This is a genomic window from Micromonospora trifolii (genome assembly GCF_050516465.1).
Lineage (GTDB): Bacteria > Actinomycetota > Actinomycetes > Mycobacteriales > Micromonosporaceae > Micromonospora > Micromonospora trifolii.
This window is the reverse complement of sequence record NZ_CP191526.1, coordinates 7,080,958-7,105,608: the sequence shown is the minus strand read 5'-3', so window position 1 is coordinate 7,105,608 and position 24,651 is coordinate 7,080,958. Positions and strand designations below refer to the sequence as shown.

The following is a 24,651-nucleotide window of genomic DNA, read 5'->3' as shown; positions in this document are numbered from 1 at the left end:
GTCGCGATAACGCTGCGTACTCATAGAGTCACACTCAGCCAGGGTGACGTCAAGCTATTCCGGGAAAGTCGGACTTGTGTCGTTCTCCCGCGCGGAGGTCAGCGCAGCCCGGACGTCGCCACGTATGCCACACCGGCGCCCTCGATGCGCAGCGGCGCTCCCGACGCCGTGCCGATCGCCGCCTCGCCGGAGGCCAGCGTCAACGCGCCGGCACCGTCGTCCACGGTGATCGAACCGCCAGCGCAGAGCACCACCCGAGGGCCGGGCAGCCGCAACGTCACCGAGGGCACCGCCGCGTCGACCCGCACCCGGTGCAGCGCGAAATCGTCCACCGGCACGGGCCACCAGTCCACGCCCGGGCCGACCGGCTGCGCGGCCCGCACCGGATCGTCGAGCACCTCGAAGCGCAGCACCCGCAACAACTCGTCGACGTCCACCCGCTTCGGGGTCAGGCCGCCGCGTAGCACGTTGTCGCTGGCCGCCATGATCTCCACGCCGCAGCCGCTCAGGTAGGCGTGCAGGTTGCCGGCGGGCATCCAGATCGCCTCCCCCGCCTCCAGCCGCAGGTGGTGCAACAGCAGCGCGACCAGCGCACCCGGATCCCCCGGGTACGCCTTGGCCAGCCGGCGGGTCAGCTCCGCGTCCGGGCCGTCGGCCGGCGCGGTCACCACCGCGGCCAGCAGGTCGTGACGCTTGGCGACCGGCCAGCCGAGCAGCGTCCGCACCGCCGTCCGCAACCCGGCCGGCCCGGCCCGCAACGCGGCGACCACCGGCGCCAACGCCGGTACGCCGAACGCGGCGAGCGCCTCGGCCGACTCCGCCGGATCCCGGAACCCGCACAGCGCCTCGAACGGGGTGAGCGCGACCAGCAACTCCGGCTTGTGGTGCGGGTCGGAGTAGTTACGCTGCCCCTCCGGGCGCCCCGCCTCCGCCGCGTAGCCGGCCTGCGCCTGCTCGGCGTCCGGGTGGGCCTGCAGGCTCAACGGAGCGTCGGCCGCGAGCACCTTGAGCAGGAACGGCAGCCGGCTGCCGAACCGCTCGGACACCCGCTGGCCGAGCCACTGCCCTGGTTCGTCCCGCACCAGGTCACAGAGGCTCACCCGCAGACCGGCGCGATCCACGTGGGCCGGGGCGCCCGGGTGGGCCCCCAGCCACAGCTCCGCCTCCGGGCCCGCGCTCGGCACCGATCGCCCCTGAAGGAGGGCGATGGCCGAGCGCGAGCCCCAGGCGTAGTCCCGGATCGGCCCATACAGTGGCTCCACCCGTCAGCCCCCGGGCCGCCCGGCCGCCTCGCCCGACTTGTCCTGCGGCTGCGGCACGGCGGTGTCGGCCGCGGCACCGGTGCCGGCCTCGGCGGCAGCGGCGCTGTAGACGTCCGGCTCCAGATAGATCACCCGGGCGGTCGGCACCGCGGCGCGGATCCGCGCCTCCACGGCGTTGATGCCACGGGCCAGGTCGTGGGCGCTCTCCCACTCCGGAACAGCGATCTTGGCGGCCACCATCAGCTCTTCCGGGCCAAGGTAGAGCGTCTTCATGTGGATGATCCGCTCCACCTCGGGGCCGTCGGTGACGGCCCGCTCGATGGCGGCCAGGTCGGACGCCTCGGCGCCCTCACCGAGCAGCAGGCTCTTCGTCTCGATAGCCAGCACGACGGCGATGACGACCAGCAGGATGCCGATCATCGCGGTGCCCGCGGCGTCCCACCGGCCGTTGCCGGTGATCAGCGTCATGCCGACGCCGAAGAGCGCGAACACCAGACCGACCAGCGCGCCGAAGTCCTCCAGCAGCACCACCGGCAGCTCCGGGGCCTTGGCCCGACGGATGAAGCGCACCCAGGACTGGTTGCCCCGGACGTGGTTGGACTCCTTGATGGCGGTCCGGAAGGAGAACGACTCCATGATGATCGCCGCGACCAGCACGACCACCGGGAGCCAGTGCCACTCCTTGATGCCCTCCTTGTGGTCCCACTTGTGGTACGCCTCGTACAGGGCGAACAGGCCACCGATGCTGAACAGCACGATGGACACGATGAACGCGTAGATGTAGCGCTCCCGGCCGTACCCGAACGGGTGTTCCGGCGTGGCCGCCCGCTTGGCGCGCTTGCCACCGAGCAGCAGGAGGCCCTGGTTGCCGGAGTCGGCGACCGAGTGGACCGCCTCGGCCAGCATCGACGACGAGCCGGAGAGCAGGAACGCGATGAACTTGGTGACGGCGATGCCGATGTTGGCCAGCAGGGCGGCGACAATCGCCTTCGTCCCACCGTTGGCGCTCATGCCACCGCTCCGCTTCGCCGCACGAAGCCGCCCGGTCCGCGCATGACGCGCCGCCCCCTACGTTCGTTCACTGGTTCGACAGCTCCTTCATCTCGGTGATGGCCGGAACGGCCATCGGGTCCAGCCCATGTGCCAGAGCAAGGTAGATCGAGGCGAAATCCGGAACGGCGATCAGCGACGCCAGCCGCTCCAGCGCGGAGCCGCCCTCGGCGGTCACCACGTCGCACCGCACGCCACGGCGCTCCGCGAGGGTCTGCACCGCGTCCGCACGGCGCTCCTCGACGGCGAGCGGCTCGTCGGTGTCGTCCTCGGCGTTGAGCCCGCCGTCGCGCAGCAGCACCAGCCGCAACCGGGTGCCCTCGCCGTCGTCCTCGGCCGAGTCGGCGAAGATGTCCCGCTCCCCCTCCGCCAGGCCGCCGAAGACGCCGTCGAGCAGCCCGACGCGCCCCCGCCCGGCCTCACCCAGCGCTCCGGTGACCACCGGGTAGCGAGCGTTGGCCGACAGGGTGTCGCCGAAGCGTCGGGCCGCCACCGTGGCCAGTGGGGACGAACCCCAGACGATCGGGATCGAGCCGGCCAGACCCAGCGCCAGTGACTTCGCCGGGTTGACGAAGGACTCCGCGGCGGACCGGCAGCGGTCGGCGTCCGCGTCGAGCCGGGCCGCGGTCTCCGCCAGGTCCGCCTCGTTGACCTTCACGAGCCCGAGGGAACGGGCGGCGAGCAGGACCGGCACGGTGAGCGCCCAGAGGCTGGCCCGGGCCGGGGCACGCCGGGGCACCGGGATGAACGGCGCCCGGGCCTGCTCGGCGATCGACTGCAACTGCGAGTCCGGAGCACCCACGGCGACGAGTCGGGCACCACGGCGGTGGGCAGCCTCGGCGGCGCCGAGCGCCTCCGGGCTACGTCCGGACGCGCTCACCGCGATCACCACGTCGGCCGCGCCCACCCAGCCGGGTACGCCAGCGGAGCGGTGCCCGATGATCGGGACCGGGCAGCGTGGCCCGGCGACCGTGGCCAGCACGTCCCCGGTACGCCCGGCCGTGCCGATGCCGGCGATCACGACGGCTCGGGGCCGCCCGTCGTCGGCGAGCACCGCGAGGTTCGCCTCGGCTGCCAGCGCGGCGCTCTCGCGAACCTGCGCGCCGGCCGACGCCGTGTGCCGGAGCATGCCGCCCGGGTCGGCCTCGGCCAACGCCTGCGGGTTGTCCAGCAGGGCCTCGTCGGCGTCACGACGTCCGCTGACCCCGGCCGTACCGTCGATCATGAGGACTGCCCGGGGCCGCCGCGCGCCTCGTCGAGCAGCAGCACCGGCACGTCGTCGCGGACCTCGAAGATCCGACCGCACTCCGTACAGGTCAACGTCTGCGCCTCGGCGTCATAGGTGAGCGGGGCGTGGTGCGTGTCCGGACAGGCAAGGATCTCGAGCAACTGCGGATCCAGGGCCATGGCGCGGCTCCTTCCACGTGTACGGCTTGACCGACGGCGGTGCCGACCGGCGCAGGCGATCTTATCGGCGAACGCGGTCGAGCACGTCGTCCCGGAGCGAGACCATCCGATCCCGGGTGGGCGCCTCGACGTTGAGCCGCAGCAGCGGCTCCGTGTTGGAGGCGCGCAGGTTGAACCAGGCGCCGTCGGGGAAACGCAGGGTGAGCCCGTCCATCTCGTCGGCCACCGCGTCGGGGTACGCGGCGCGCACCTCGGCCACCGCCGCCGCCTGGTCGGCGACCGTCGAGTTGATCTCGCCGGAGGCGATGTAGCGCTCGTACTCACCGGCGAACACGGACAGCGGCAGCGACTGCTCGCCCAGCGCGGCCAACGTGTGCATCGCCGCGAGCATCCCGGTGTCGGCGAACCAGAAGTCCCGGAAGTAGTAGTGCGCGGAGTGCTCGCCGCCGAAGACGGCGTTGGTGCGGGCCATCTCCGCCTTGATGAAGGAGTGCCCGACCCGGGCGACGAGCGGCTGCCCACCGTGCTCCCGGATGATCTCCGCGACGGCGCTGGAGGTGATCAGGCCGTGGATCACCGTGGAGCCCGGGTGCTTGGCCAGCTCACGGGCGGCAACGAGTGCGGTGATCGCCGATGGTGAGACCGGCTCACCGCGCTCGTCCACCACGAAGCACCGGTCGGCGTCACCGTCGAAGGCCAACCCGATGTCGGCCCCGTGCTCGACCACCGCGCGCTGGAGGTCGACCAGGTTCGCCGGGTCGAGTGGGTTGGCCTCGTGGTTGGGGAAGCTGCCGTCCAACTCGAAGTAGAGCGGCACGATCTCCAACGGCAGCGGCGACAGGGCCGCGTCACCCAGCACCGTCGGAACGGTGAAGCCACCCATGCCGTTGCCGGCGTCGACGACCACCTTCAACGGCCGGATGCCCGAGAGGTCCACCAGCTTGCGCAGGTAGCCGGCGTAGTCGGGGAGCAGGTCACGCCGCTCGGCGGGCCGGGTCGGCGCACCGGCGGGACGAGCGTCGCCCGAGTCCAGGAGGGCCTGGGCCCGCTCCCGGATCTCGGCCAGGCCGCTCTCCTGGCCGATCGGGCGCGCGCCGGAGCGGCACATCTTGATGCCGTTGTACTGCGCGGGGTTGTGGCTGGCGGTGAACATCGCGCCGGGCAGGTCGAGCGAGCCGGACGCGTAGTAGAGCAGGTCGGTGGAGGCGAGGCCGATCTCGATCACCGAGCGCCCCTCGGCGCGTACACCGGCGGCGAACGCGGCGGCCAGGCCGGGCGAGGTGGCCCGCATGTCGTACCCGACGACGACGGCGTCGCCCGGCTCGTCGGTGGAGTTGAGCAGTTGGGTGAAGGCGGCGCCCAGTGCCTCGGCGGCCCGTTCGTCCCACTGGTCCGGCACCGTCCCGCGGACGTCGTACGCCTTCACAATCTGGGACAGATCAGACACGTTTTCCACTCCTTGGCCGCAGGTTAGACACCGATCCTGAGCGTAACGGAGGGCCGGGCCGTCCTCCGCTCAGCTGGGGAGCCGGGGAATGAACACGGTGTGGCCGCCCCCGTCGGTGGGCGGGTCACCGGGCTTCGGACGACCATCGGGTCGACCCGGCATCGGCTGGGTGGCCTCCGGAGCGGGGGTGTCCGGCCGTGCACCGTAGACCCCGCCGGTGGCGGGACGCGGTGACGGCACCGCACCACCCCACGCGGCGGCTGGCGGCTGCTGGCCGTACACCTGACCGGGGCGACCGGGCGCGGCCGGCAACCCGCCCCCGGCCCGGTAGGTGGTGCCGCCGGGGTTGCCCGGCAGGGTGCCGGGCTCGTCGTCGGACGGCTTCCGGTCCTGCCGCGAGCGACGGAACAGCAGCACGATGAGCAGCAGGCCGACCGCCACCAGCACAATGCCGAAGTACATCACCGGTGATCCTCCTCCGGACGACTCGGCGGCGGTCGCCGTGGTGCTCGGCGCTGCGGAGACGCCGCCCTGCGCCGCCGGGTTCACCGCCTCGTCGACGGTCGCGACCTCGGTCGGGCTCGGAGTAGGCGTCGGCGTCTTCGATCGCGACGGAGTCGGCGACGGAGTGACCCGCGCTCCGGTCAGCCGCGCCGCGTCGGTGGCGTGACCCAGCGTCTGGCCGGCGGCGCTGATGCCCGCGCCCGTGACCAGGAGACGGCCGCCCGGCGAACCCGCCGCGAACGCCACCCGGTAGCGCACCGTGATGCTCTTGCCCTTGCACAGCGTCGGCTTCGAGGGTGACGTCTGCGCGGTCGACACGGTGCCGGCGCCACCGGTGACGGCCACCGGGAACCAGCGCCCGCCCGCGTTGACCTCGACCGCCACCTGGTTCGGCTGGAGACCCTCCAGGCTGAAGCCCAGCGCGGTACGCAGCAGGACGCACCCGTCGGTGCGCTTGCGCACCGCGACGTTCACCCCCTGCGCGGAACCACCGGCGGCGAAGCTGCTGGCCGCGCCCACCCGGACCGATTCCTGATCGGCCAACGCCGGCGACGCGCCGAGCATCACCAGGCCGCCCGCAAGACCGCAGACCGCCGCGAGCCGTGCCACGCGTCGACGCACTGTCATGATTACCTCGCCGTTCTCCCCGGGTGGGGTCCGCGGGTCAGGCTACTACCGGCCCACCTATGCCACCGGTTATAGAGCGCCCCGCATGTGTGCGGCGTTACGGTTTACGGCTCGTCCCGCCGGCCTGCTGGTGACCGGAGTGACCAGCCAATCAGCGGGCCTGCTCTGCCTCGGCGAGGGCGTCGCGGCACAGTCGGTCGGCGGTGCGGGTGGTCTCCGGCAGCCGATAGCGCGGAGTCAACGCCAGCACCTGCGCGGTCGCGTTCTCCAGGCTCATCCGGTGGCCGACGCTGACGAAGACCGGCTTCACCCCGTCACGGGTCCGCAGCACCCGACCGACGACGTCACCGCCGTCGCGCAACGACGACCAGGAGCCCCGCTCGGCGGACGGCGGATCCCACACCCCGACCAGCGGCGTCTTTCCCACCCCGATCGCGGGCAACCCGGTGACCACCCCGAGATGGCAGGCGAGCCCGAATCGGCGCGGATGGGCCAGCCCATGCCCGTCGCAGACCAGCAGGTCCGGGATGGTGGTCAGGCGGTCGAGCGCGGCGAGCAACGCGGGCAACTCACGGAAGGCGAACAACCCCGGCACATAGTCGAACGCGGGTCGCCCCACACCGACCGCGGAGTCCACCACCGCCAGGGTCCGGGCGTCCAGGACCGTCACGGCCGCCGCCAGCAGGTCACCACCCTCGGCGTACGCGACGTCCAGGCCGGCCACCGTCGCGGGCACGCTCGGCCCCGGCCCGACCAGGTCCACCAGCGGCCGCAACTCCTCCTGTACGGCCACCGCCTCGGCAACACTGCCCGGCCCTGCGGTCCCGGCGCTCGTCGTGCCCGGCGCTGGCGATGATCCACTCGGCTTCACGGAAGCCGGGCCATCCCACGGCCCTGGATGCCCCGACTTCAAGGAACCGGAGTCGATCACCCTCGGCCGGAGGCGTCGGCGCCATCCCCGACGGCGCTACCGTCCGGGCCACCCCGGGCAGGGTCACCGGCGGCCCGGCCCCTGATCGCACCCAGGCCGAATACGAAGGCAATGCCGAGCGCGACACCGAAGGCCACACCACCCTTCGCACCGAACACGGGAATGCCGATCGCCAGGCCGATCAGGATGCCAACCGGCCAGGTCCAGAGGTAGGACTTGTCGCTCTGCGTACCGGATCTCGCCACGCGTCGATCTTATTCGACGCCGCCAGGGCTCCAACCCCGCCGATCGCCTTCCACGCTCAGGCAAGCCCTAACTCGTCGCGGGCCTCCTCGACCCACCGACCAACCCCGTGCGCGCCGCTGTCGGCCGCCAGCCCGGCCGCCTCGTCCAGCAGCTCACGGGCAGCATCCCGATCACCGTCGCTCGCGGCCAGATCCGCCAGACCGATCAAATTCGCCGCGACACCGGCGGTGAAGGACAACTTCCGGCGCAACCGGGTCGACTCGGTCAACAACTCCCGCGCCCCATCGACACGACCGGCGGCCTGCTCACCGAAACAGAGGTGCCGCAACACGTACGACAGCGTCAGCTCATCCCCCGCCGCGGTAGCCAACTCGCGCGCCCGGGCGAAGGCCGGGTCAGCGGCCGCCTGGTCCTGCCGGATCACCTGGTGGACCGTGCCCACCCAGAAGAGCGACTCGCCCTCACCGCGGGCATCACCCAACTCCCGGTAGAGCCCGGCCGCCCGCTCGAAGAGCGGCAGTTCCTCCGCGTCCTCCAACCCGGTGTCGAGGAACCGGGCGTGCAGGAGCCGCCCCCGAGCCAGCGCCACATCAGCGTCCAGCGCGGTGAGGTCCCGCTCCGCCTCGTCCAACGACTTCGCGTCGCCGCCGAAGACCGCCTGCTCGTACCGCACCTGCGCCCGTACCAGCCGAGCGTCCAGTCCTTCGGTCGTCATCGACCCGTCCCTCCGTCTGTCCATCCGCGAAGCATGCCTACTTCACTCTCGCTAAATCGGGGTCCGCGCCAGGATCACCGGCCGCGCGAAGCTGCTCCTCGAACATGACGAACGTCCGCTGCCGAATCCCACGAACGAGCGCCGGCCGTGACGCCTAGCGGCGACTGGCGATCGAAGCGACCTGTACGCCCGCCGCTTCAACCTCCGCCCGGACCGCAGCCAGCAGATCCTGCACGTCCGAGTCGCCCGGCTCCGCCAGCAGGTCGATGTCGAGGCGCCATCCTCGGCTGTCCACGTCGCGCCAAAGCCCAACGCTCGTAGATACCCCTGCGATTGTCCGTTTGACTTCGCCGAACAACTCGTCCCAGTCGTCGCCGAGCCGCCCGACCTCACTCAGGCCGAGCACTGCCCGGAGACGGCCCAAAGTGGCTCGGTCTACGTCCCCGTGCAGATCAATTACCCAACTAGCTGACATCTGGCTCCCCAACAATCCAGTCCGAATCTTGGAAGTGGGACGACACTCCGGTTCCGGTTCGATCCGGCGGACCGGAACCAGGAAAAATCGCCGGCACCACGTCGCGGCCCAGATCACGGGCGTGCCGTTCGGCCCAATCAAACAGGTGAGGGAAGCACTCTCGCGCCACCTTCTTCGTCACGAAGCCGTACCTCGCGTTGACGACACGAAGGCCAGGATAGGTCTCGGCCCCATGTTGCCGAGCCCGCTCCACCATCTCATCCGAGGAAATTTGAAAGTCGTAGTCGCTCGGCTCTTCCAGGCCTAACCGATACATGGAGTCGAACGGCCTACGCAGTGGAAGCGGCGCCACCTGTGACCAGTCCTGCAAACGCGCCAACGCCTCCGGGTTGTCCACCAACTCGGACTCCGACGGCATCTGCTTGTGGGGACCCGAGAAGAAGCGAGCCGATGAGCCCTGGAGCCGCATGTCGACAGTCGACAGGTCCAGGCCATCCTCCCGCAATGCATCGAAGAGTTCGGCCGTCATCTGTGCGAACTGCGCCCGGGTAGCTCCAAGGGGTGCCGACCTGTCGGCCCAGGCCAGGACGGCATCGGGCGTGATGCCGAGGAACTCGCAATCCTTCGGGTTCAACTGACGGCCAGATTCATCAGCGGGCAACAGCGGACCGGCAGCCTGCCAGCCGCGGTCGCCCCGATCTTCTGCCGCGGTCGGATCACCACCCGGCCCGTCCGGCTGCGGCGCTGAGCCCGGGCCGTCGAGGAGCAGGTACATCCGGTTGATGTACGGGTCGCCGTGGCCGCCGTCGTCGTGCGTCGGCGGGTGATCCGGCAGGTCGGGCCGTTCGCTGAACCGGCCCCGGGGTAGTCCGCCGAGCGGCATCGGTCTGCCGTCCCCGCTCAGCACCAGCGCGTCGATGCCGACCACGTTGGGGTAGATCGGCCGGTCTCGGACCACGCCGTTCTGCGGGTCCACGTAGAGCACCGTGCCGTTCTGGTTGAGCGCCACCCAGGCGTGCGAACCGCCGTGCGCCCACTCGGTGACCAGGAACGAGTAGCTGCCGTGGCCGCCCAGCAGCAGTTGGTCGTGCAGGTTGCGGTAGCCCCGGTCGGCGGCCTGCCGCGCCTGCGCGGCGTCCGTACGTTGGCCGGGGGCGAGGAGTTGCTGGAAGCGCCCGCCGGTCACGTCCTCCACCCGGCCCGGGCCGCCCGCCTCGCCACGGATGGGGCGCCGGATGTCACCGTCGAGGTAGCCGTCGAAGGTTCGTGGCGCCGACACGCGGGGGCGCCCGTGCACCCACGTCTCGAACAGCGACAGTGTGCAGTCCAGGCAGTTGATGCCCCGGGTGGCGTCGGCCGCGGGACCACCGTCGTTGAGCAGTCGGAACCAGCCGCCCTGTCGGGGGTCAGCGGTGCGGGTGACGGTGCCGTCCGGATCGCGGGGCACCTGTCGTTCGACGTCGACCTGGTGCAGGGCGAGCGGTGGCCGGAGTCCTCCGGGCTGCCCGTACGGCCGGGAGTCGTCGATCGGCGGCGGATCGTCGTCGCCGGTGAGCCTGGACGGGCCGGCAGATTCCACCGCGCCGAGCGCGAGGGCGCCCACGTCCCGGTTGGCGTGCTCGAAGGTGGCGCTGATGTCCACGACCGGCGGGGCCGTGGTGCCGGCCAGCACCGCGTCTGCCAGGTCACGCCATTCGGAGTACGCGCGAGCTTCCTCGTTCGCGGCGCGCTGCCAGCCGTCGGCCCACTGCCGGTTGCCGGCCTGGTGCAGTTGCCGGGCGTAGGTGGCGTACTCGACGGCTCGGCGATCGTGCTCCACGGCACGGGTGCGCAGTCGGGCGGCTTCGGCCTGCCGGCGGTTGTTCTCGAACCCGATCCGCAGCGATTCGTAGTGGTCCTGGTAGCGCCGGCGCTCGGCGGCTTCCGCCGCTGCCGCCCACTGCGCCGCGTACGCGTCGTTGGTCTCGGGCTCACGCACCGTCGGGGCACCGAACGCGGCCACGTCGACGGGGATCGACGCCCTACCCGGGCCGGATGGTCGGGCGCTCGTACCGGTGCGGGTGTCTCCCGGCTCGGGATGCGCGACGGCACGGCGAACCGACCCACCGCTGGCGGGGTGGGGGCGACCGGCAGCGGACCGTTGGTGGTGGTCGGGACGCCGAAGGTGACCGGCGCCGCCAGCCCGGGGTTGATCGTGGGTGCTGGGGGTCCAGTCGCCGGAGACCAGGCGGTCGGTCCGGAGGTGGTGGGGTGCGGCGAGCTGCCGGGGTGGGCCGGCGGCGTACCGGTGGCAGCCGGCCCGCCGCCCGCTTCGAGGGGGCCGGCCACGGGTGCGGCCGCCGACGACAGGCTCGGATCAGCACCCACCACAGACCGGCTCGGGTCAGCACCCACCGCCGACGTGGTCGGGTCAGCACCCACCGCCGAGAGCGTGGGATCGGCCGTGACCGGGTGCGGGACGTCCGCTCTGTCCCCGAACGACCCGCCCGTCGACGGTGTCGCCTCGGAAGCGCCTACCGATCGATCCGCCACGTCCACCTCGGACACCGCACCGACCGGCATCGGTGAGGGCGCGACCGGAGGCGCCAGCCCGGCTCCCCGTGACTGCTCGACAACCGGTGACGTCGGCGCAGCCAACTGGTTCGGCGGCGACGCGGCGACGGACTCCGTCGCCTGCGCCGGAACGCCCGCAGCCGTAACCAGACCACCCGAAGCCACACCACCGGCAGCCCCCGCAGCCGCAGCCGCCACCGAAGGTGAGACCGCCGCTGACGCGGCCCCCGAGGAGGACGACACCCCCGAGAGAGCCGCATCCCCCGCGACAGGCAGCACGGGCGGCAGGGAGGGGCCCGTGAACGATGCTCCGGCGAGGGCGTTGGCCTGCGCGTCGAGCCGGGCGCGTAGCGCGTGGTCGGTCTGCCCGGTCGCCGAACCGGTGGCCCCGGACGCGGCGGCGCGCGCCACGTCCTCCATCGAGGTCAGGCCCTGACCGGTGGCCAGGCTCGCGGCGCTCTCGGCGAGCACCTCGCCGGTCATCTCCCGCCCCAGGTGCTCCCCGACTTTCGCCGCTCGCCCGGTCGCGTGTCGACCCAGGCCGGCCAGCGGCGCCACCGCCCCGCCGGCCAGCCCGCCCACCGCCGAGGCGCCGAGGTCGGTCAGGTCCAGGCCGTGTGCCCGCCCGGTGGAGTTCTGGTACGCCTGCGTGGCCAGGGTGACCCCGGCCTCCTCGGCGGCCTCCTCCAGCCCTCCCCGGGCGGCCCGCTTGGCGAGCCCGCGTGCACCACCTCGGGCGACCTCCTTGGCGGCCCGCTCGCCGGCCTCCTTGAGCCCGTGTTTGAGGGACTTGCTGGCCAGTTGGCCCATCAGCCGCTTGAAGATCTGTTGAACCAGCAGCCGCGTCGCGGTGATCGCCGCACCGGCGGCCGGGGTTGCCGCACCGGCGGTCAACACCGCCGCCACCGCCACGGTGAGCAACTCGATGACCAGGATGCCCAGCTCGATCCAGACTTCCAGCTTGGCGCCCTCGATGTCGCAACCGCACTCCTCGACCAGTCGACCCAGGTCGGCGGTGACCGCGAGCAGCACGGGCAGCGGGGCGTCGGCGCCCTCGGCGATCCCCCGCCAGGCCGCCTCGAACGCCGCGTCGACAGCCCCGACGCCGCCGTACCCGTTGTGCACCTCGACGGCGGCCGCGGCGGCGTCGGCGTGCGGCCCGGCGAGCACGGAGGCGACCGCGTACCACTGGTCGGCGACGTCCCAGACGGCCCGCTCGTTGCCCTCCGGCCACTGCACGCCGACCACCCAGTCGAGGGCCTCGTAGATCCAGCCGGGCACGTCCCACGGCGCGTAGTCCAGCGGGTGCGGGATGGGGCTCGGCAGCACGCTCATCGGGATCGTCGGCCGTCAGCGCCGGTCGGCGGCCCGACCGACCCGGGCGGCGCTGGCCCCGTCGGTCTGCACGCTCGCGTCGACCGCCTCGACCACGTCGCTGCCCAGCTCGGTGAGCCGGTGCCCGACGCCGGCCCACGCCCGCAGCACGGTCTGCTCGAACCCGCGGTAGTTGCGCTCGAAGGCGGCGCCGATGTCGTCTCGACCCCAGGGCCGAGCGCCGCTGGCGGCCTCGATCGCGCCTCCCTCCGCCGCACGGCGGGCCGTCACCGCCTCGCCGGCGAGCGCCAGGTCGGCACCACCCCGGAGGGCCCGGGACGGATCGAGCCAGAGCTGCCCGTCGGTCATGGCTTCGCCTCACCTTTGCCGAGTACGGCGTCGGCCCGACCGAGCAGCGTGGCGTAATCGCCGGTCTTGAGGAAGTCCATCGTTCCGGAGCCGGCCGGCATGCTCTCGGCGACGAGGTCGCGGGTGGCGTCGGCGGCGGCGGTCGCGGCGGCCCGGATCGTTTCGGTGACCTTTCGGCCGAGCGCGTCAGCGTCGCGGTCCCGGTAGATGGCCGGCGTCAGCTCGACCTCGATCAACTGGCCCTGCGCGCCCACTGTCGCCGTCACCTGCCCGTCAGCCGACCGGCGGGTCACCCGCAGCGCGGCGAGTCGCGTCTGGAGTGTGTCCAAACCGGATCTGAGCTGCTGGTATTGCCCGTAAACGTCGTCGAATCGGGCCCGTAGCTCGCGATTGACGCCCCGGTCCGCCTGTTCGTCCACCGCCGCCCTCCCGTCACCGTCGGTAGAGCAAGACAATACCGGCCGCCATCGATCCGTGTAGTCCGGTAGTTTCAATGCGTGATCGACCGTCAACAGGCCGAGCAGCTCGCGGCCACCTGGGCCCGCCGTGACTCGCAGCGTCTCGGCCACGAATGCACCGCCATGGTCGACGAGTTCGACCTGGGGTGGGTCATCACGTCCGTCGTGCCCACCGAGGTGCGCACGGTGCCGGGTGACCTGCCGACGACCGTCATCGACAAGCAGACCGGCAAGGTCACCACCTGGCCTCGGGTGCCGAGCACTGTGGTGGCGGAGCTGTACCGGCGCAGCCAGCCCGCTGGGCCGACCGCTCCCCGCACTGTCGACCCGTCGAGCCTGCTGCTCCGGGAAATCCATCGGGGCGCCACCCCGAACACCGCCGCGCACCTGACCATCGACGGACGGCTCTGGACGGCCCAGGGCACGAAGGCCGACGTGCCACTCAACCATCACCCGCTGGTCCGCGACTATCTCGACCAGTTGCCACCGGGCGAGCTGGTTCGCGGTGGGGAGGCTCACGCCGAGCTGATCGTGATCTCCGACGTCCTGCACGAGTACGACCACCGCCGCGCCGCCGAGGGCATCGCGCCGATGGGGCGGGCCGAGGCCGCGGCGCTTCTGGAGGGCGCCCGCTTCGAGATCTTCCGGGTCCGTGAGCCGGGCGATCCCGCTGGTGGGCCCGCCGAGCGGCCCTGCGACTCGTGCATCTCCTTCCTGGTGCGAGCGAACGTCCTGCCGGAGTCGGCTCGCGCCTACACCGAGACCTGGCAGGCGCCGGAGGCACCCGACCCCGATCCTGGGCGGTTCCCGGCGGAGGTCGCGAACGCGCTGGTGGCGGCCGGCTGGCGGCCACACATCGGGGATCAGATCATGGCCGCCGCCGCCGTACGGGACGTCACGTCGGTGCCGGGGCGCAACCATCGGCACGAGGTCTTTCCCGCCGCCGTGGAGGCGCTCACCGCGTTCCCCAGCCTGGTCGGCGCGCGGCGCGGCCGGGGCGAGCAGGTGTGGATCTCCCGTTTCGACATCCGCCCGCACACCATCGCGCACACCGCCGACACCCTCGCGGACTTCGGCGCGGTGCTCGGCGTACGCCTCTTTCCGATCGGCACCGAGCAGCAGGACAGCATCCTGGCGGTGGACGAGCGCGGCCGGGTCTTCGCGCTCGACCAGGCCGGCGAGTGGTTCCTCGGCGACACCATCGACGCCGCGCTGACCACCCTGCTGCTCGGCCGCGCCCCCGCCCGGGTGCACGACGACGGCACCTGGCAGGCCGAATAGCCCGGCGCGTTGCCTACCTAGAGCGCGAGGCCGGTCAGCACCATGACCCGGGGCTCGGTGTAGTCGTCCATCGCGCTGCGCAGCCCCTCCCGGCCGACGCCGCTGCCCTTCACCCCGCCGTAGGGCATCTGGTCGGCGCGGTACGACGGCACGTCGCCGACGATCACACCGCCCACCTCCAGCGCGCGGGCGGCGGCGAAGGCCACGTCCAGGCGCCGGGTGAAGACGCCGGCCTGCAAGCCGTACGCCGAGTCGTTGACCGCGGCGAACGCGGCCTGGTCGTCGGTGACCGGGGCGACCACCAGCACGGGCCCGAAGACCTCCTCGGCCACGACCTTGGCGTTCGCCGGCACGCCGGTGAGCACGGTCGGGGGGTAGGTCGCGCCGTCGCGGAGGCCGCCCACCTCGACGGTGCCGCCAGCGGCGACGGCCTCGGCCACCCACGTCTCGACCCGGCGGGCGGCGTCCTCGGACACCATCGGCCCGACGTCGGTCAGCTCGGACGCGGGGTCCCCGGTCCGCAGCCCCCGCACCGCCGCCACCAGTCGGGGCAGGAAGTCGGCGTGCAGGGCGTGGTGCACGTACACCCGCTGGACCGCGATGCACGACTGGCCGGCCTGGTAGTTGGCGAACGTCGCGATGCGCTGCGCGGCGAAGTCCAGGTCCTCGTCGGCGGTCCAGTCCGCACAGAGCACCGCGGCGGCGTTGCCGCCCAACTCCAGCGTCACGTGTTTCTGCGGCGCGGCGCGGCGGATGGCCGCGCCGACCGGCCCGGAGCCGGTGAACGACACCACCGGTAGCCGGGGGTCGGTGACCAGTTCGGCGGCGCGGTCGTTGGGCAGCGGCAGCACCGAGAACATCCCGGCCGGGAGGTCGGTCTCGGCCAGCAGTTCGCCGAGCAGCAGCGCGGTCAGGGGCGTCGCGGGCGCGGGCTTGACGATGATCGGCGCGCCGACGGCGATGGCCGGTGCCACCTTGTGGGCGACGAGGTTGAGCGGGAAGTTGAACGGCGTGATGCCCAGCACCGGCCCGCGCGGCACCCTGCGGACCAGGGCGATCCGCCCGCCGGCGGCCGGGTCGGTGTCGAGTCGTTGCAACTCGCCGGAGAAGCGGCGGGCCTCCTCGGCGGCCCAGCGGAAGGTCGACACCGCCCGCCCGACCTCGGCGCGGGCCCACTTGAGCGGCTTGCCGTTCTCCGCGGTGATCAGGGCGGCGATCTCGTCCGCGCGCTGGGCGAGCCGCCGGGACACGTGGTCGAGGGCCGCCGCGCGGGCGTGCGCGGGCAGGACCGCGGCCTGCGCGGCCACCCCGGCCGCCGCCGCGACGGCGGCGTCGACCTGGTCGGGCGTGGCGACTGTGGTACGCCCCACCGGGCGGCCGTCGTACGGGTGGTGGACGGTCAGCTCACCCTCGCCGGTGGCGGGGCGGGAGGCGACGAAGAAGGCTGCGGGCTCCACGCCGAGCAGAGTAGCCGAGCGACCTGCCGACGGAAACAGTCGCGATAAACCTTGTCTGCCGCGAATTCAGTAGCGAAGATGGCAGAGAGATTGCGATAACCGCCGCAGAATCGCGCCCCCGGCCCCCTCGGAGTGATCCCTCATGAGTGACCAGCAGCAGCTGCGCAACTTCGTCAACGGCTCCTACGTCGACCCGTCCGATGGCGGTTACGCCGATCTGGTCGACCCCTGCACGGGTGAGGTGTTCGCCCAGGCCCCGGTCTCCGGCGCCGCCGACGTGGACGCGGCGATGAGCGCCGCCGCCACCGCGTTCGAGAGCTGGCGGGAGGTCACTCCCGCCGAGCGGCAGCGGGCACTGCTCAAGCTCGCCGACGCCGTGGAGGCGCGCGCCGCCGAGCTGGTCGACGCCGAGGTCCGCAACACCGGCAAGCCCCGCCAGCTCACCGCCGAGGAGGAGCTTCCTCCGGCGGTGGACCAGTTCCGGTTCTTCGCCGGTGCCGCCCGGATGTTGGAGGGGCGGTCCGCCGGGGAGTACCTGGCCGGGCACACCTCCTACGTGCGGCGTGAGCCGATCGGCGTCTGCGCGCAGGTCACCCCCTGGAACTACCCGCTGATGATGGCGGTCTGGAAGATCGCCCCCGCGCTCGCCGCCGGCAACACTGTGGTGCTCAAGCCGTCGGACACCACCCCGGTGTCGACGCTGCTGCTCGCCGAGATCGCCGCCGAGTTCTTCCCGCCGGGGGTGTTCAACGTGGTCTGCGGCGACCGGGACACCGGTCGTACCCTCGTGTCGCACCCGACCCCGCAGCTGGTGTCGATCACCGGCTCGACCCGCGCGGGCATGGAGGTCGCCGCCGCGGCGGCCCCCGACCTGAAGCGCACCCACCTGGAGTTGGGCGGCAAGGCCCCGGTGGTGATCTTCGACGACGCGGACGTGGCGGCGGCCGCCGAGGCCATCGCGTTGGGCGGCTACTTCAACGCCGGGCAGGACTGCACGGCGGCCACCCGGGTGCTCGCCGGCCCCGGCGTCCACGACGACTTCGTGGCGGCGCTCGCCGAGCAGGCCCGCAACACGAAGACCGGCGCCCCGGACGACGCCGACGTGCTCTACGGTCCGCTGAACAACGCCAACCAGCTCACCCGGGTCAGCGGCTTCGTGGACCGCCTGCCGGACCACGCGGCGATCCAGACCGGCGGGTCCCGGCAGGGCGAACGCGGCTACTTCTACGCGCCGACGGTGGTTTCCGGGCTGCGTCAGGCCGACGAGATCATCCAGGACGAGGTGTTCGGGCCGGTCATCACCGTGCAGCGCTTCTCCGACGAGGACGAGGCGGTGCGCTGGGCCAACGGCGTCGACTACGGCCTGTCCGCGTCGGTCTGGACGCGGGACCACGGCCGGGCCATGCGGATGACCCGTCGACTGGACTTCGGCTGCGTCTGGGTCAACACGCACATCCCGTTCGTCTCCGAGATGCCGCACGGTGGCTTCAAGCACTCCGGGCACGGCAAGGACCTCTCGGTCTACAGCCTGGAGGACTACACCCGGATCAAGCACGTCATGCACAACCTGGGGAGCTGACCCATGCCGTCGAGCGAGGAGCTGCACAAGCGGCGCGGCGATGCCGTGGCCCGGGGTGTCGGCAGCGTCCTCCCGTCCTACGTGGACCACGCGTCCGGCGGGACGATCACCGACGTCGACGGCCGGGAGTGGATCGACTTCGCCGCCGGCATCGCCGTGACCAGCGTGGGCAACTCGGCGCCGAGGGTGGTCGAGGCGGTCCGGGCGCAGGTGGAGCGGTTCACCCACACCTGCTTCATGGTCGCGCCGTACGAGTCGTACGTGGCGGTGTGCGAGCAGCTCAACGCCTTGACGCCCGGCGGGTTCGAGAAGCGCTCGGCGTTGTTCAACTCCGGCGCGGAGGCGGTGGAGAACGCGGTGAAGGTCGCCCGCCACGCCACCGGGCGGCCGGCGGTCGTCGTGTTCGACCACGCGTACCACGGCCGGACCAACCTGACCATGGCGTTGACCGCGAAGAACATGCCGTACAAACACCGGTTCGGGCCGTTCGCCGGGGAGATCTACCGGGTGCCGATGTCGTACCCGCTGCGCGACGGCGGGCTCTCCGGCGCGGAGGCGGCGACCCGCGCCATCGAGATGATCGAGAAGCAGGTCGGCGCGGAAAACGTCGCCGCGCTGCTCATCGAGCCGATCCAGGGCGAGGGCGGCTTCGTCGTACCCGCGCCGGGTTTCCTGCCCGCGCTGCGGGCCTGGGCGACGGCGGCCGGGGTGGTCTTCGTCGCCGACGAGATCCAGACCGGTTTCTGCCGTACCGGTGACTGGTTCGCCTGCCAGCACGAGGGCGTCGAGCCCGACCTGGTGACCCTGGCCAAGGGCATCGCCGGTGGCCTGCCGCTGGCTGCGGTGACCGGTCGGGCCGAGCTGATGGACGCGGTGCACGTGGGTGGGCTCGGCGGCACGTACGGCGGCAACCCGATCGCCTGCGCCGCCGCGCTGGCCACCATCGAGACCATGCACGAGCTGGACCTGGCCGGTGCGGCCCGACGGATCGAGTCGGTGCTGGTCCCCCGGCTACGGGCCATCGCCGAGCGGGATCCTCGGGTCGCCGAGGTACGCGGCCGGGGCGCGATGCTCGCCGTGGAGCTGGTGCTGCCGGGCACCCTCACCCCCGACCCGGTCGCCACCGCGGCGATCTCGGCGGCCTGTCACGCCGCCGGCCTGCTCACCCTGACCTGCGGCACGTACGGCAACGTGCTGCGCTTCCTGCCCCCGCTGGTGATCTCCGACGGGCAACTCGGGCGGGGTGCCGACCTGCTCGACGCCGCCTTCGGCTGAGCGGCGGAGGGGCCTGGTGCACGGGCCCCTCCGCCAAGGTCAGCGAAGCACCTCGACCGTGTTGCGGCGCACCAGGTTCTTGCCCGGTTCGCGGATCTGCTCCATGGCGGCGGAGTTGAGCAGCACGCAGCTGCCCGACGGGCCAGTCACCGTCACAGTGGTCGCCCGGTTGTTGTCCAGGTTGGTCACCCGCAGCCGGGTGCCCACCGGGAACTGCCCGCTGGTCGCCGCCGGCCCGGCCGCCTCCTCGAAGAAGGTGATCGCGCCCGAGCACGCCGACTGGGGCGCCGGGCCGGGCGCGCCGGGCGATGCGGCGCCGGGACGGACGGTACCGGGGGCCGGAGCGCCGGCGGGCGGGGCCGCGCCGTTGACGCGTTCCACCACGTTGCGGCGGATCACGTTCTTCCCCGGCTCGCGGACCAGCTCCATGGCCGCCGCGTTGAGCAGCACGCAGCTGCCCGAGGGGCCGGTCACCGTCACCGTGGCCGCCCGGTTGTTGTCCAGGTTGGTCACCCGCAGCCGGGTCCCCACCGGGAACCGGTCGCTGGTCGCCGCCGGCGCCCCGCCCTCCGCCGAAAAGGTGACCGAGCCGGAGCAGACCGACGACCGTGCCGGGGCCGTGTCGGCGAACCCGAAGCTGGTCCCCACCGACACGCCCACCGCGGCGAGCACCGCCACGCTCGCTGCCAGCACGTGCCTGCGCTGCACCCTCATCGCCGTCACTCCCGTCCTCGGTGGTGTCCTTCACTCACCGGTACGGACCGGAGCGTCCTACCGTTCAGCCGGCACGGGTATCGATCGTGCGGCGGCCAGGTCCACCGGCCCGTACCGGGTGTGCGGGGCACCGGTGATCAGCGCCCAGTAACGGTCGCCGTACGACCAGTGCCACCACTCCGTCGGGTAGTTCACCATCCCCGCGCCGCCGAGGGCGTCCACCATGATCTGCCGATACCGACGGGCGGTGCCGCCGATCGTCGGCGCGTCGGTGAAGCAGGCGTCGGCGCTGTCCTCCGGGGTGGCGTCGATGGCGGTGCCCAGGTCCAGCTCCACCCCGTCGTCGGTGCACAGCGTCAGGTCCACCGCGCCGCCCGTGCTGTGCGGGGCCACCTCGACCGGTGAAACGAACTTCGTGGTCTCCCGGTGCAGCCGCTGCGGTGACCAGTCCGGGTGCCGTCGGCGCAGCTCGTCCCGGTAGCCGGTGAAGATGGCCAGTTGCGCCTGGTACGGCCGGTAGCCCTCGACCACCAGCAGCCGCAGCCCACCGGGCAGGGCACGCTGCGCGGCCAGCAGGCGGTCCACGACACCGGCGCGCAACCGGGAGTACGCCCCGGCCGGGTCGGCCGCCCGGCCGTCGAGCCGCAACTCCGGCAGCTCACGCAGGTCCACGAACTCCTCGCCGTCGTCGGCGCTGGGCACGGCCGCCACCCGGGGATCGGAGAGCAGGATCATCGGATGCTCCCCGCCGTGCTCGCGGACCGTTCCGCGTGCCGGACCCGGGCCAACTCGACGAGCCGGTCCACCACCTCCCGGTAGCTGACCCCGACGGCGGCCCACACCTTCGGGTACATCGAGTGTGCGGTGAAGCCGGGCATCGTGTTCAGCTCGTTGACGTACAGCTCGACGGCGTCGTAGAAGAAGTCGACCCGGGCCAGACCCCAACCGCCGATCGCGGCGAACGCCCGCAGTGACAGCTCGCGGACCCGCGCGGTCACCTCGTCCGGCAGCGCGGCGGGAACGATCATCGGGTCGGCGTCGCCGAAGTACTTCTGCTGGTAGTCGAACCAGCCGCCGGTGACCTGCACCTCACCCACCGCAGACGCCTCGGGACGCCAGCCACCGAGCACCGCGCACTCCAGCTCCCGGCCGGCGACGCCCTGCTCGACCATGACGAGCTGGTCGTGGCGAAGCGCCTCCTCCACGGCGGCGGTCAGGTCGTCACCCTCGCCGACGCGGGAGATGCCGATCGACGAACCCATGCTGGCCGGCTTGACGAAGAGTGGCCGGCTCAGCCCGGTCACCAACTTCTCCGGGTCGTCGACCGCCCGGTAGGTCTGCGCGTCGAACGACACGTACGGGGTGACGGGAATGCCCTCGGCGCGCAGCGCCCGCTTCATCGCCACCTTGTTCATGCCCACCGCCGAGGCGAGAATGCCGCACCCGACGTACGGCACGTTCAGTGACTCGAGCAGCCCCTGCACCACACCGTCCTCGCCGTACGGGCCGTGCAGCACCGGGAAGACCACGTCCAGCTCGGCGTGCACCGCGCCGGGGGCGTTACCGGCGGACACCTGCACGACGCCCGGACGCGGACCGGCCCGCAACTCGACGGCCGGCCCGGTCACCACCAGTTGGTCGTCGATGGCCCGCTCGCCGGCCGGTCGGTCGCGCAACTCGGCCAGCAGCGCGTCGGGCATCAGCCGGAACCCGCCGCTGCGGGTGACGCCGATGGCGACCGTGCGGTAGCCGCCGCCGGCGAGCGCCCGGGCCACCCCGAGCGCGGAGGCACAGGACACCTCGTGCTCCGCCGACGGTCCACCGAACAGGATTCCGATCCGAACTGGCGCGCTCACGCCGCCGCCCCTTCCTCAGCCAGGTCGGCGGATCGCGGGGCCATCAACCGGGCCACCAGCGCCGCCTCCACGTTTCCGCCGGTCAGCACCACGCCGACCGTCCGCCTTCGGTCTCCTGCCGGTGGAAGCCGGAGGGCGCCGGCCAGGCCGGCCGCCCCGGACGGCTCGGCGAGCACCTTGAGCTCCGTCAGGATCAGCCGGAAGGCCGCCGCGATCTCGTCGTCGTCGACCCGGACGACCCCGCGCAGCGTCTCCCGGACGATGGCGAACGGCAGCTCACCCACGCAGGACGGCCGCAGCCCGTCCGCGATGGTGGGCGCCGGCGCGACCGGCACGCGAACACCTGCCGCCAGGCTGCGGGCGAGCGAGTCGCAGCCCACCGGCTCCACGCCGTACACCTCGATGCCGGAGCCGGCGGCAGCCAGGCACGCGCCGGCCACCCCGCCACCACCACCCACCGGTACGACCAACACGTCCAACGGCGTCCCCAAGCGCTCGGCGTCCTCGATCAGCTCCAGGCTCGCGGTGCCCTGCCCGGCGATCACGTCCGGGTGGTCGTACGCGTCGATGACGGGGTGACCGCTCTCGTCGCTGAGCCCGTCGGCCACCGCCACCCGCTCCTCGACGGCGGTGCCGGCGAACACCACCCGCGCCCCCGCCGCGCGCGCCCGGTCGACCTTCGTCGATGCCGCGTCGACCGGCAGCACCACTGTCGCCGCGAGCCCGTGCTGCCGGGCCGCCAACGCCACCGCGACCGCGTGGTTGCCGGTGCTCTGCGCGATCACCCCGGTGTGGCCGGCCGCGGCGAGTCGACCGACCGCGCGCAGCGCGCCCCGCATCTTGTACGAGCCGCCGTTCTGGAGGTTCTCCGCCTTGAGCAGGACCCGCGCCCCGGCAAGCTCGTCGATCACCGGGGAGCGCAGCACGGGTGTGCGGACCACGCGGCCGGCAAGCCAGCGGCTGGCCTCCTCGACATCGGCCCGGACCTGGCCAACGGTGCGTGTCATCGTCTCTCCTTTTCGGGCACACCACAGGCGGGGTCCAGCGGTACGTGGACCCCGGGAAAGGTGGGTGGAAGTGTCAGTTCAAGGTTGGTAGCTGGACGTCGACCCGCAGGCCGCCGTACTCGGCGGGCCGGGCCGCGATGATGCCGTCGTGGGCCTGGGTGATCGAGCGGGCGATGGCCAGGCCCAGGCCGGCCCCGCCGCCCTGCGAGGTCCGGTCCCGGGCGAGTCGGCGGAACGGCTCGAACAGGCCGGCCACCGCCTCGGCCGGCACGGGCTGGCCGGTGTTGACCACGGACAGCGCGGGCACGCCGCTCACCACGACGGTCAGTGAGCCGCCCGGCCGGTTGTACTTGATCCCGTTCTCCACCAGGTTGGTGACCAGGCGTTCCAGCAGCACCCGCTCGCCGACGACGACCCGGGGTTCGAGATGGGTCTCCACGGTGACCCCGGCCTCCCGGGCCCGGTCCAGGTGCCCGGCCAGCACCGCCTCGACGATCGTGTCCAACCGCTGCGGTATCCGCGAACGGAGGCCCTGGTCGCTCTCGCTGAGCGCGAGCAGGCCCTCGATCAGGCGTTCGTTGCGCTCGTTGGTCTCCAGCAGCTGACTGGTCAGCAGCTCCAACTGCTCGCCGCTGAGCGCCCTGGCCATGCCGACCTCGATGAGCGTCCGCTGCACGGCGAGGGGCGTCCGCAGCTCGTGCGAGGCGTTCGCGGCGAACCGCCGCTGCCCCTCGTACCCGGCGGAGACGCGTTCCATCATTTCGTCGATCGCCCGGGACAGCCGGGCCAACTCGTCGCTGCCCCGGGGCCGGATCCGGTGACCGAGGTTCTGCGGGCCGAGGTGCCCGATCGGCCCGGCCAGGTCAGCGACCGGGCGCAGGCACCACACCGCGGCGAACCAGAGCCCCACCAGGACGGCCAGTGTCACGAGCAGGACGGCCGCCAGGGGCAGCACGAACGCCCCCGGTCGCACGTTGCGGCACACCGACGACAACCCGGGCATGGGCAGGTCACAGAACTGCTGCCCCCAGGTCCAGGTCACCTCCGACAGCCACTTGCCCATCGTCGGCAGTATCGGGCCGGCCAGCAGCGCCAGCAGCCCCACCAGCAGCACCCGACGTCGGGGCGTCCAGCTCACGCCGTGCCGCCGATGCGGTAGCCGGCCTTCGGAACGGTGTGGATGATCGCGGGATCGCCGAGCTTCTTGCGCAGGGTCATCACGGTGACCCGTACGGCGTTGGTGAACGGGTCGGCGAACTCGTCCCAGGCCTGCTCCAGCAACTCCTCGGCGCTGACCACCTGGCCGTCCGCGCGCAGCAGCACATGCAGGACCGCGAACTCCTTGGGGCTCAACGCGAGCGGGCGGCCGTCCCGGGTCGCCAGGTGCCGGCCCACGTCCAGCGTCAGGCCGTCCTGGGCGAGCACCGGTGGCAGCGCCGGGGTGGACCGTCGCCCGAGGGCCTGCACCCGGGCCACCAACTCGGCGAAGGCGAACGGCTTGGTCAGGTAGTCGTCCGCGCCGAGGCCGAGGCCCTCGACCCGGTCCCGGATGCCGGCCGCGGCGGTGAGCAGCAGCACCCGGGTGCCGACCTGTGAGTCGGTGATGCTGCGGCACACCTCGTCGCCGGTGTGCCCGGGCATGTCCCGGTCCAGCACCGCGACGTCGTACCGGTTCACGCCGACCCGCTCCAGCGCGCCGTCACCGTCGTAGCAGACGTCGACGGCCATCGAGAGGCGGCGCAGCCCTTCGGCCACCGTGTCCGCCAACAACCGCTCGTCGTCCGCCACCAGCACCCGCACGTTTGTCCGCTCCCCCAGTTCGGCTTGCCCGGCATACCGTCGCAGGCCCGGGTTAAGGGTTCTGTAAGCACCCGCCGCAGCCATCCTCCACGCGGCTGTCCAGCGGGCAAACCACCGCAAGCCAGTCCTGGTCGACTTCGTGTCCGTGTCGCGCCATCTGCGTCGTCCGTCCCCGAAGGCCACGACGGTTGACGCCCAGGAGTGAGCTGAGTCACGAAAAGCACAGACCCCACCCCACCCCCGTCGATCATGGAGTTGTGGTGGGCGTTGACTCCCGTTTCGCGCCTTATATGAGGCACCAGAACTCCATGATCGACGGGGCGG

At 72.4% G+C, this 24,651-nt stretch carries 25 protein-coding genes; 5 read left to right on the top strand and 20 right to left on the bottom strand.

The genetic code is table 11. The features are described 5' to 3' along the window. Window positions 1–98: 98 nt before the first annotated feature. From manA to ACQRWP_RS33125, 11 genes are all read right to left on the bottom strand, one after another. Entirely contained in the window at window positions 99–1,262 is a 1,164-nt protein-coding gene (gene manA, locus ACQRWP_RS33175) for a mannose-6-phosphate isomerase, class I (protein ID WP_430500065.1), read from the bottom strand. 3 nt (window positions 1,263–1,265) lie between these two features. After that, entirely contained in the window at window positions 1,266–2,273 is a 1,008-nt protein-coding gene (locus tag ACQRWP_RS33170) for a cation diffusion facilitator family transporter (protein ID WP_430500064.1), read from the bottom strand. A gap of 67 nt (window positions 2,274–2,340) precedes the next feature. After that, on the bottom strand, window positions 2,341–3,537 hold the full coding sequence (locus ACQRWP_RS33165) for an SIS domain-containing protein (RefSeq protein ID WP_430500063.1): 1,197 nt from the start codon (window positions 3,535–3,537) through the stop codon (window positions 2,341–2,343). Then, window positions 3,534–3,719 (bottom strand): Trm112 family protein, encoded by a 186-nt coding sequence (locus tag ACQRWP_RS33160; protein WP_091394023.1) that lies wholly within the window; start codon window positions 3,717–3,719, stop codon window positions 3,534–3,536. The genes ACQRWP_RS33165 and ACQRWP_RS33160 overlap by 4 nt, the downstream gene beginning before the upstream one ends. 61 nt (window positions 3,720–3,780) lie before the next feature. Beyond that, complete coding sequence (locus ACQRWP_RS33155) at window positions 3,781–5,166, bottom strand: phosphomannomutase/phosphoglucomutase (protein ID WP_430500062.1); 1,386 nt, start codon at window positions 5,164–5,166, stop codon at window positions 3,781–3,783. 69 nt (window positions 5,167–5,235) lie between these two features. Beyond that, window positions 5,236–6,297 carry a hypothetical protein gene (locus ACQRWP_RS33150; RefSeq protein ID WP_430500061.1) on the bottom strand — a complete coding sequence of 354 codons (1,062 nt, stop codon included), beginning with the start codon at window positions 6,295–6,297 and terminating at the stop codon, window positions 5,236–5,238. A gap of 151 nt (window positions 6,298–6,448) precedes the next feature. Then, the gene (locus ACQRWP_RS33145) at window positions 6,449–7,090 is read right to left on the bottom strand and encodes an endonuclease V (RefSeq protein ID WP_430500060.1); all 642 of its coding nucleotides are present in this window, start codon (window positions 7,088–7,090) and stop codon (window positions 6,449–6,451) included. A 134-nt stretch (window positions 7,091–7,224) separates the two neighbouring features. Further along, window positions 7,225–7,473 (bottom strand): hypothetical protein, encoded by a 249-nt coding sequence (locus ACQRWP_RS33140; RefSeq protein ID WP_430500059.1) that lies wholly within the window; start codon window positions 7,471–7,473, stop codon window positions 7,225–7,227. 56 nt (window positions 7,474–7,529) lie between these two features. Continuing rightward, window positions 7,530–8,189 (bottom strand): tetratricopeptide repeat protein, encoded by a 660-nt coding sequence (locus ACQRWP_RS33135; protein WP_410820385.1) that lies wholly within the window; start codon window positions 8,187–8,189, stop codon window positions 7,530–7,532. A gap of 154 nt (window positions 8,190–8,343) precedes the next feature. Further along, window positions 8,344–8,595, bottom strand: a complete 252-nt coding sequence (locus ACQRWP_RS33130; RefSeq protein WP_430500058.1) for a hypothetical protein — start codon at window positions 8,593–8,595, stop codon at window positions 8,344–8,346. A gap of 58 nt (window positions 8,596–8,653) precedes the next feature. Next, complete coding sequence (locus ACQRWP_RS33125) at window positions 8,654–10,642, bottom strand: toxin glutamine deamidase domain-containing protein (protein ID WP_430500057.1); 1,989 nt, start codon at window positions 10,640–10,642, stop codon at window positions 8,654–8,656. Window positions 10,643–11,515: 873 nt separating this feature from the next. On the opposite strand from ACQRWP_RS33125, the gene ACQRWP_RS33120 reads away from it, so the two are divergent. Continuing rightward, window positions 11,516–11,653, top strand: a complete 138-nt coding sequence (locus ACQRWP_RS33120; protein ID WP_430500056.1) for a hypothetical protein — start codon at window positions 11,516–11,518, stop codon at window positions 11,651–11,653. 414 nt (window positions 11,654–12,067) lie between these two features. Continuing rightward, on the top strand, window positions 12,068–12,484 hold the full coding sequence (locus ACQRWP_RS33115) for a hypothetical protein (protein WP_430500055.1): 417 nt from the start codon (window positions 12,068–12,070) through the stop codon (window positions 12,482–12,484). A gap of 83 nt (window positions 12,485–12,567) precedes the next feature. Here the strand turns inward: ACQRWP_RS33115 and ACQRWP_RS33110 are convergent, their stop codons facing one another. Then, on the bottom strand, window positions 12,568–12,900 hold the full coding sequence (locus ACQRWP_RS33110; protein ID WP_430500054.1) for a hypothetical protein: 333 nt from the start codon (window positions 12,898–12,900) through the stop codon (window positions 12,568–12,570). Continuing rightward, entirely contained in the window at window positions 12,897–13,319 is a 423-nt protein-coding gene (locus ACQRWP_RS33105; RefSeq protein ID WP_430500053.1) for a YbaB/EbfC family nucleoid-associated protein, read from the bottom strand. Before ACQRWP_RS33105 ends, ACQRWP_RS33110 begins: the two co-directional genes overlap by 4 nt. Before the next feature lie 78 nt (window positions 13,320–13,397). Between ACQRWP_RS33105 and ACQRWP_RS33100 the strand changes: the two genes are divergently transcribed. Beyond that, window positions 13,398–14,639 (top strand): SUKH-3 domain-containing protein, encoded by a 1,242-nt coding sequence (locus ACQRWP_RS33100; protein WP_430500052.1) that lies wholly within the window; start codon window positions 13,398–13,400, stop codon window positions 14,637–14,639. A 17-nt stretch (window positions 14,640–14,656) separates the two neighbouring features. Here ACQRWP_RS33100 and ACQRWP_RS33095 read toward each other — a convergent pair whose 3' ends face one another. Continuing rightward, window positions 14,657–16,096 (bottom strand): aldehyde dehydrogenase family protein, encoded by a 1,440-nt coding sequence (locus ACQRWP_RS33095; RefSeq protein ID WP_430500051.1) that lies wholly within the window; start codon window positions 16,094–16,096, stop codon window positions 14,657–14,659. Between the two features lie 142 nt (window positions 16,097–16,238). Between ACQRWP_RS33095 and ACQRWP_RS33090 the strand changes: the two genes are divergently transcribed. After that, on the top strand, window positions 16,239–17,675 hold the full coding sequence (locus ACQRWP_RS33090) for a gamma-aminobutyraldehyde dehydrogenase (protein WP_124856987.1): 1,437 nt from the start codon (window positions 16,239–16,241) through the stop codon (window positions 17,673–17,675). Between the two features lie 3 nt (window positions 17,676–17,678). After that, the gene (gene gabT, locus ACQRWP_RS33085) at window positions 17,679–18,950 is read left to right on the top strand and encodes a 4-aminobutyrate--2-oxoglutarate transaminase (protein ID WP_430500050.1); all 1,272 of its coding nucleotides are present in this window, start codon (window positions 17,679–17,681) and stop codon (window positions 18,948–18,950) included. A 39-nt stretch (window positions 18,951–18,989) separates the two neighbouring features. Here the strand turns inward: gabT and ACQRWP_RS33080 are convergent, their stop codons facing one another. The 6 genes from ACQRWP_RS33080 to ACQRWP_RS33055 all read right to left on the bottom strand — a co-directional run bounded on the left by ACQRWP_RS33080 (window position 18,990) and on the right by ACQRWP_RS33055 (window position 24,327). Beyond that, a complete protein-coding gene (locus tag ACQRWP_RS33080; RefSeq protein WP_430500049.1) occupies window positions 18,990–19,664 on the bottom strand; it encodes a hypothetical protein in 675 nt (224 codons plus the stop codon). A 57-nt stretch (window positions 19,665–19,721) separates the two neighbouring features. After that, window positions 19,722–20,399: a M15 family metallopeptidase gene (locus ACQRWP_RS33075; RefSeq protein ID WP_430500048.1), complete on the bottom strand. Its 678-nt coding sequence runs from the start codon at window positions 20,397–20,399 to the stop codon at window positions 19,722–19,724. After that, entirely contained in the window at window positions 20,396–21,520 is a 1,125-nt protein-coding gene (locus ACQRWP_RS33070) for a D-alanine--D-alanine ligase family protein (RefSeq protein WP_430500047.1), read from the bottom strand. Before ACQRWP_RS33070 ends, ACQRWP_RS33075 begins: the two co-directional genes overlap by 4 nt. Continuing rightward, window positions 21,517–22,527, bottom strand: a complete 1,011-nt coding sequence (locus tag ACQRWP_RS33065) for a threonine ammonia-lyase (RefSeq protein ID WP_430500046.1) — start codon at window positions 22,525–22,527, stop codon at window positions 21,517–21,519. The genes ACQRWP_RS33070 and ACQRWP_RS33065 overlap by 4 nt, the downstream gene beginning before the upstream one ends. A 73-nt stretch (window positions 22,528–22,600) precedes the next feature. Then, the gene (locus ACQRWP_RS33060) at window positions 22,601–23,665 is read right to left on the bottom strand and encodes a sensor histidine kinase (RefSeq protein WP_430500045.1); all 1,065 of its coding nucleotides are present in this window, start codon (window positions 23,663–23,665) and stop codon (window positions 22,601–22,603) included. Next, the gene (locus tag ACQRWP_RS33055) at window positions 23,662–24,327 is read right to left on the bottom strand and encodes a response regulator transcription factor (RefSeq protein ID WP_430500044.1); all 666 of its coding nucleotides are present in this window, start codon (window positions 24,325–24,327) and stop codon (window positions 23,662–23,664) included. Before ACQRWP_RS33055 ends, ACQRWP_RS33060 begins: the two co-directional genes overlap by 4 nt. Between the last annotated feature and the right edge of the window lie 324 nt (window positions 24,328–24,651).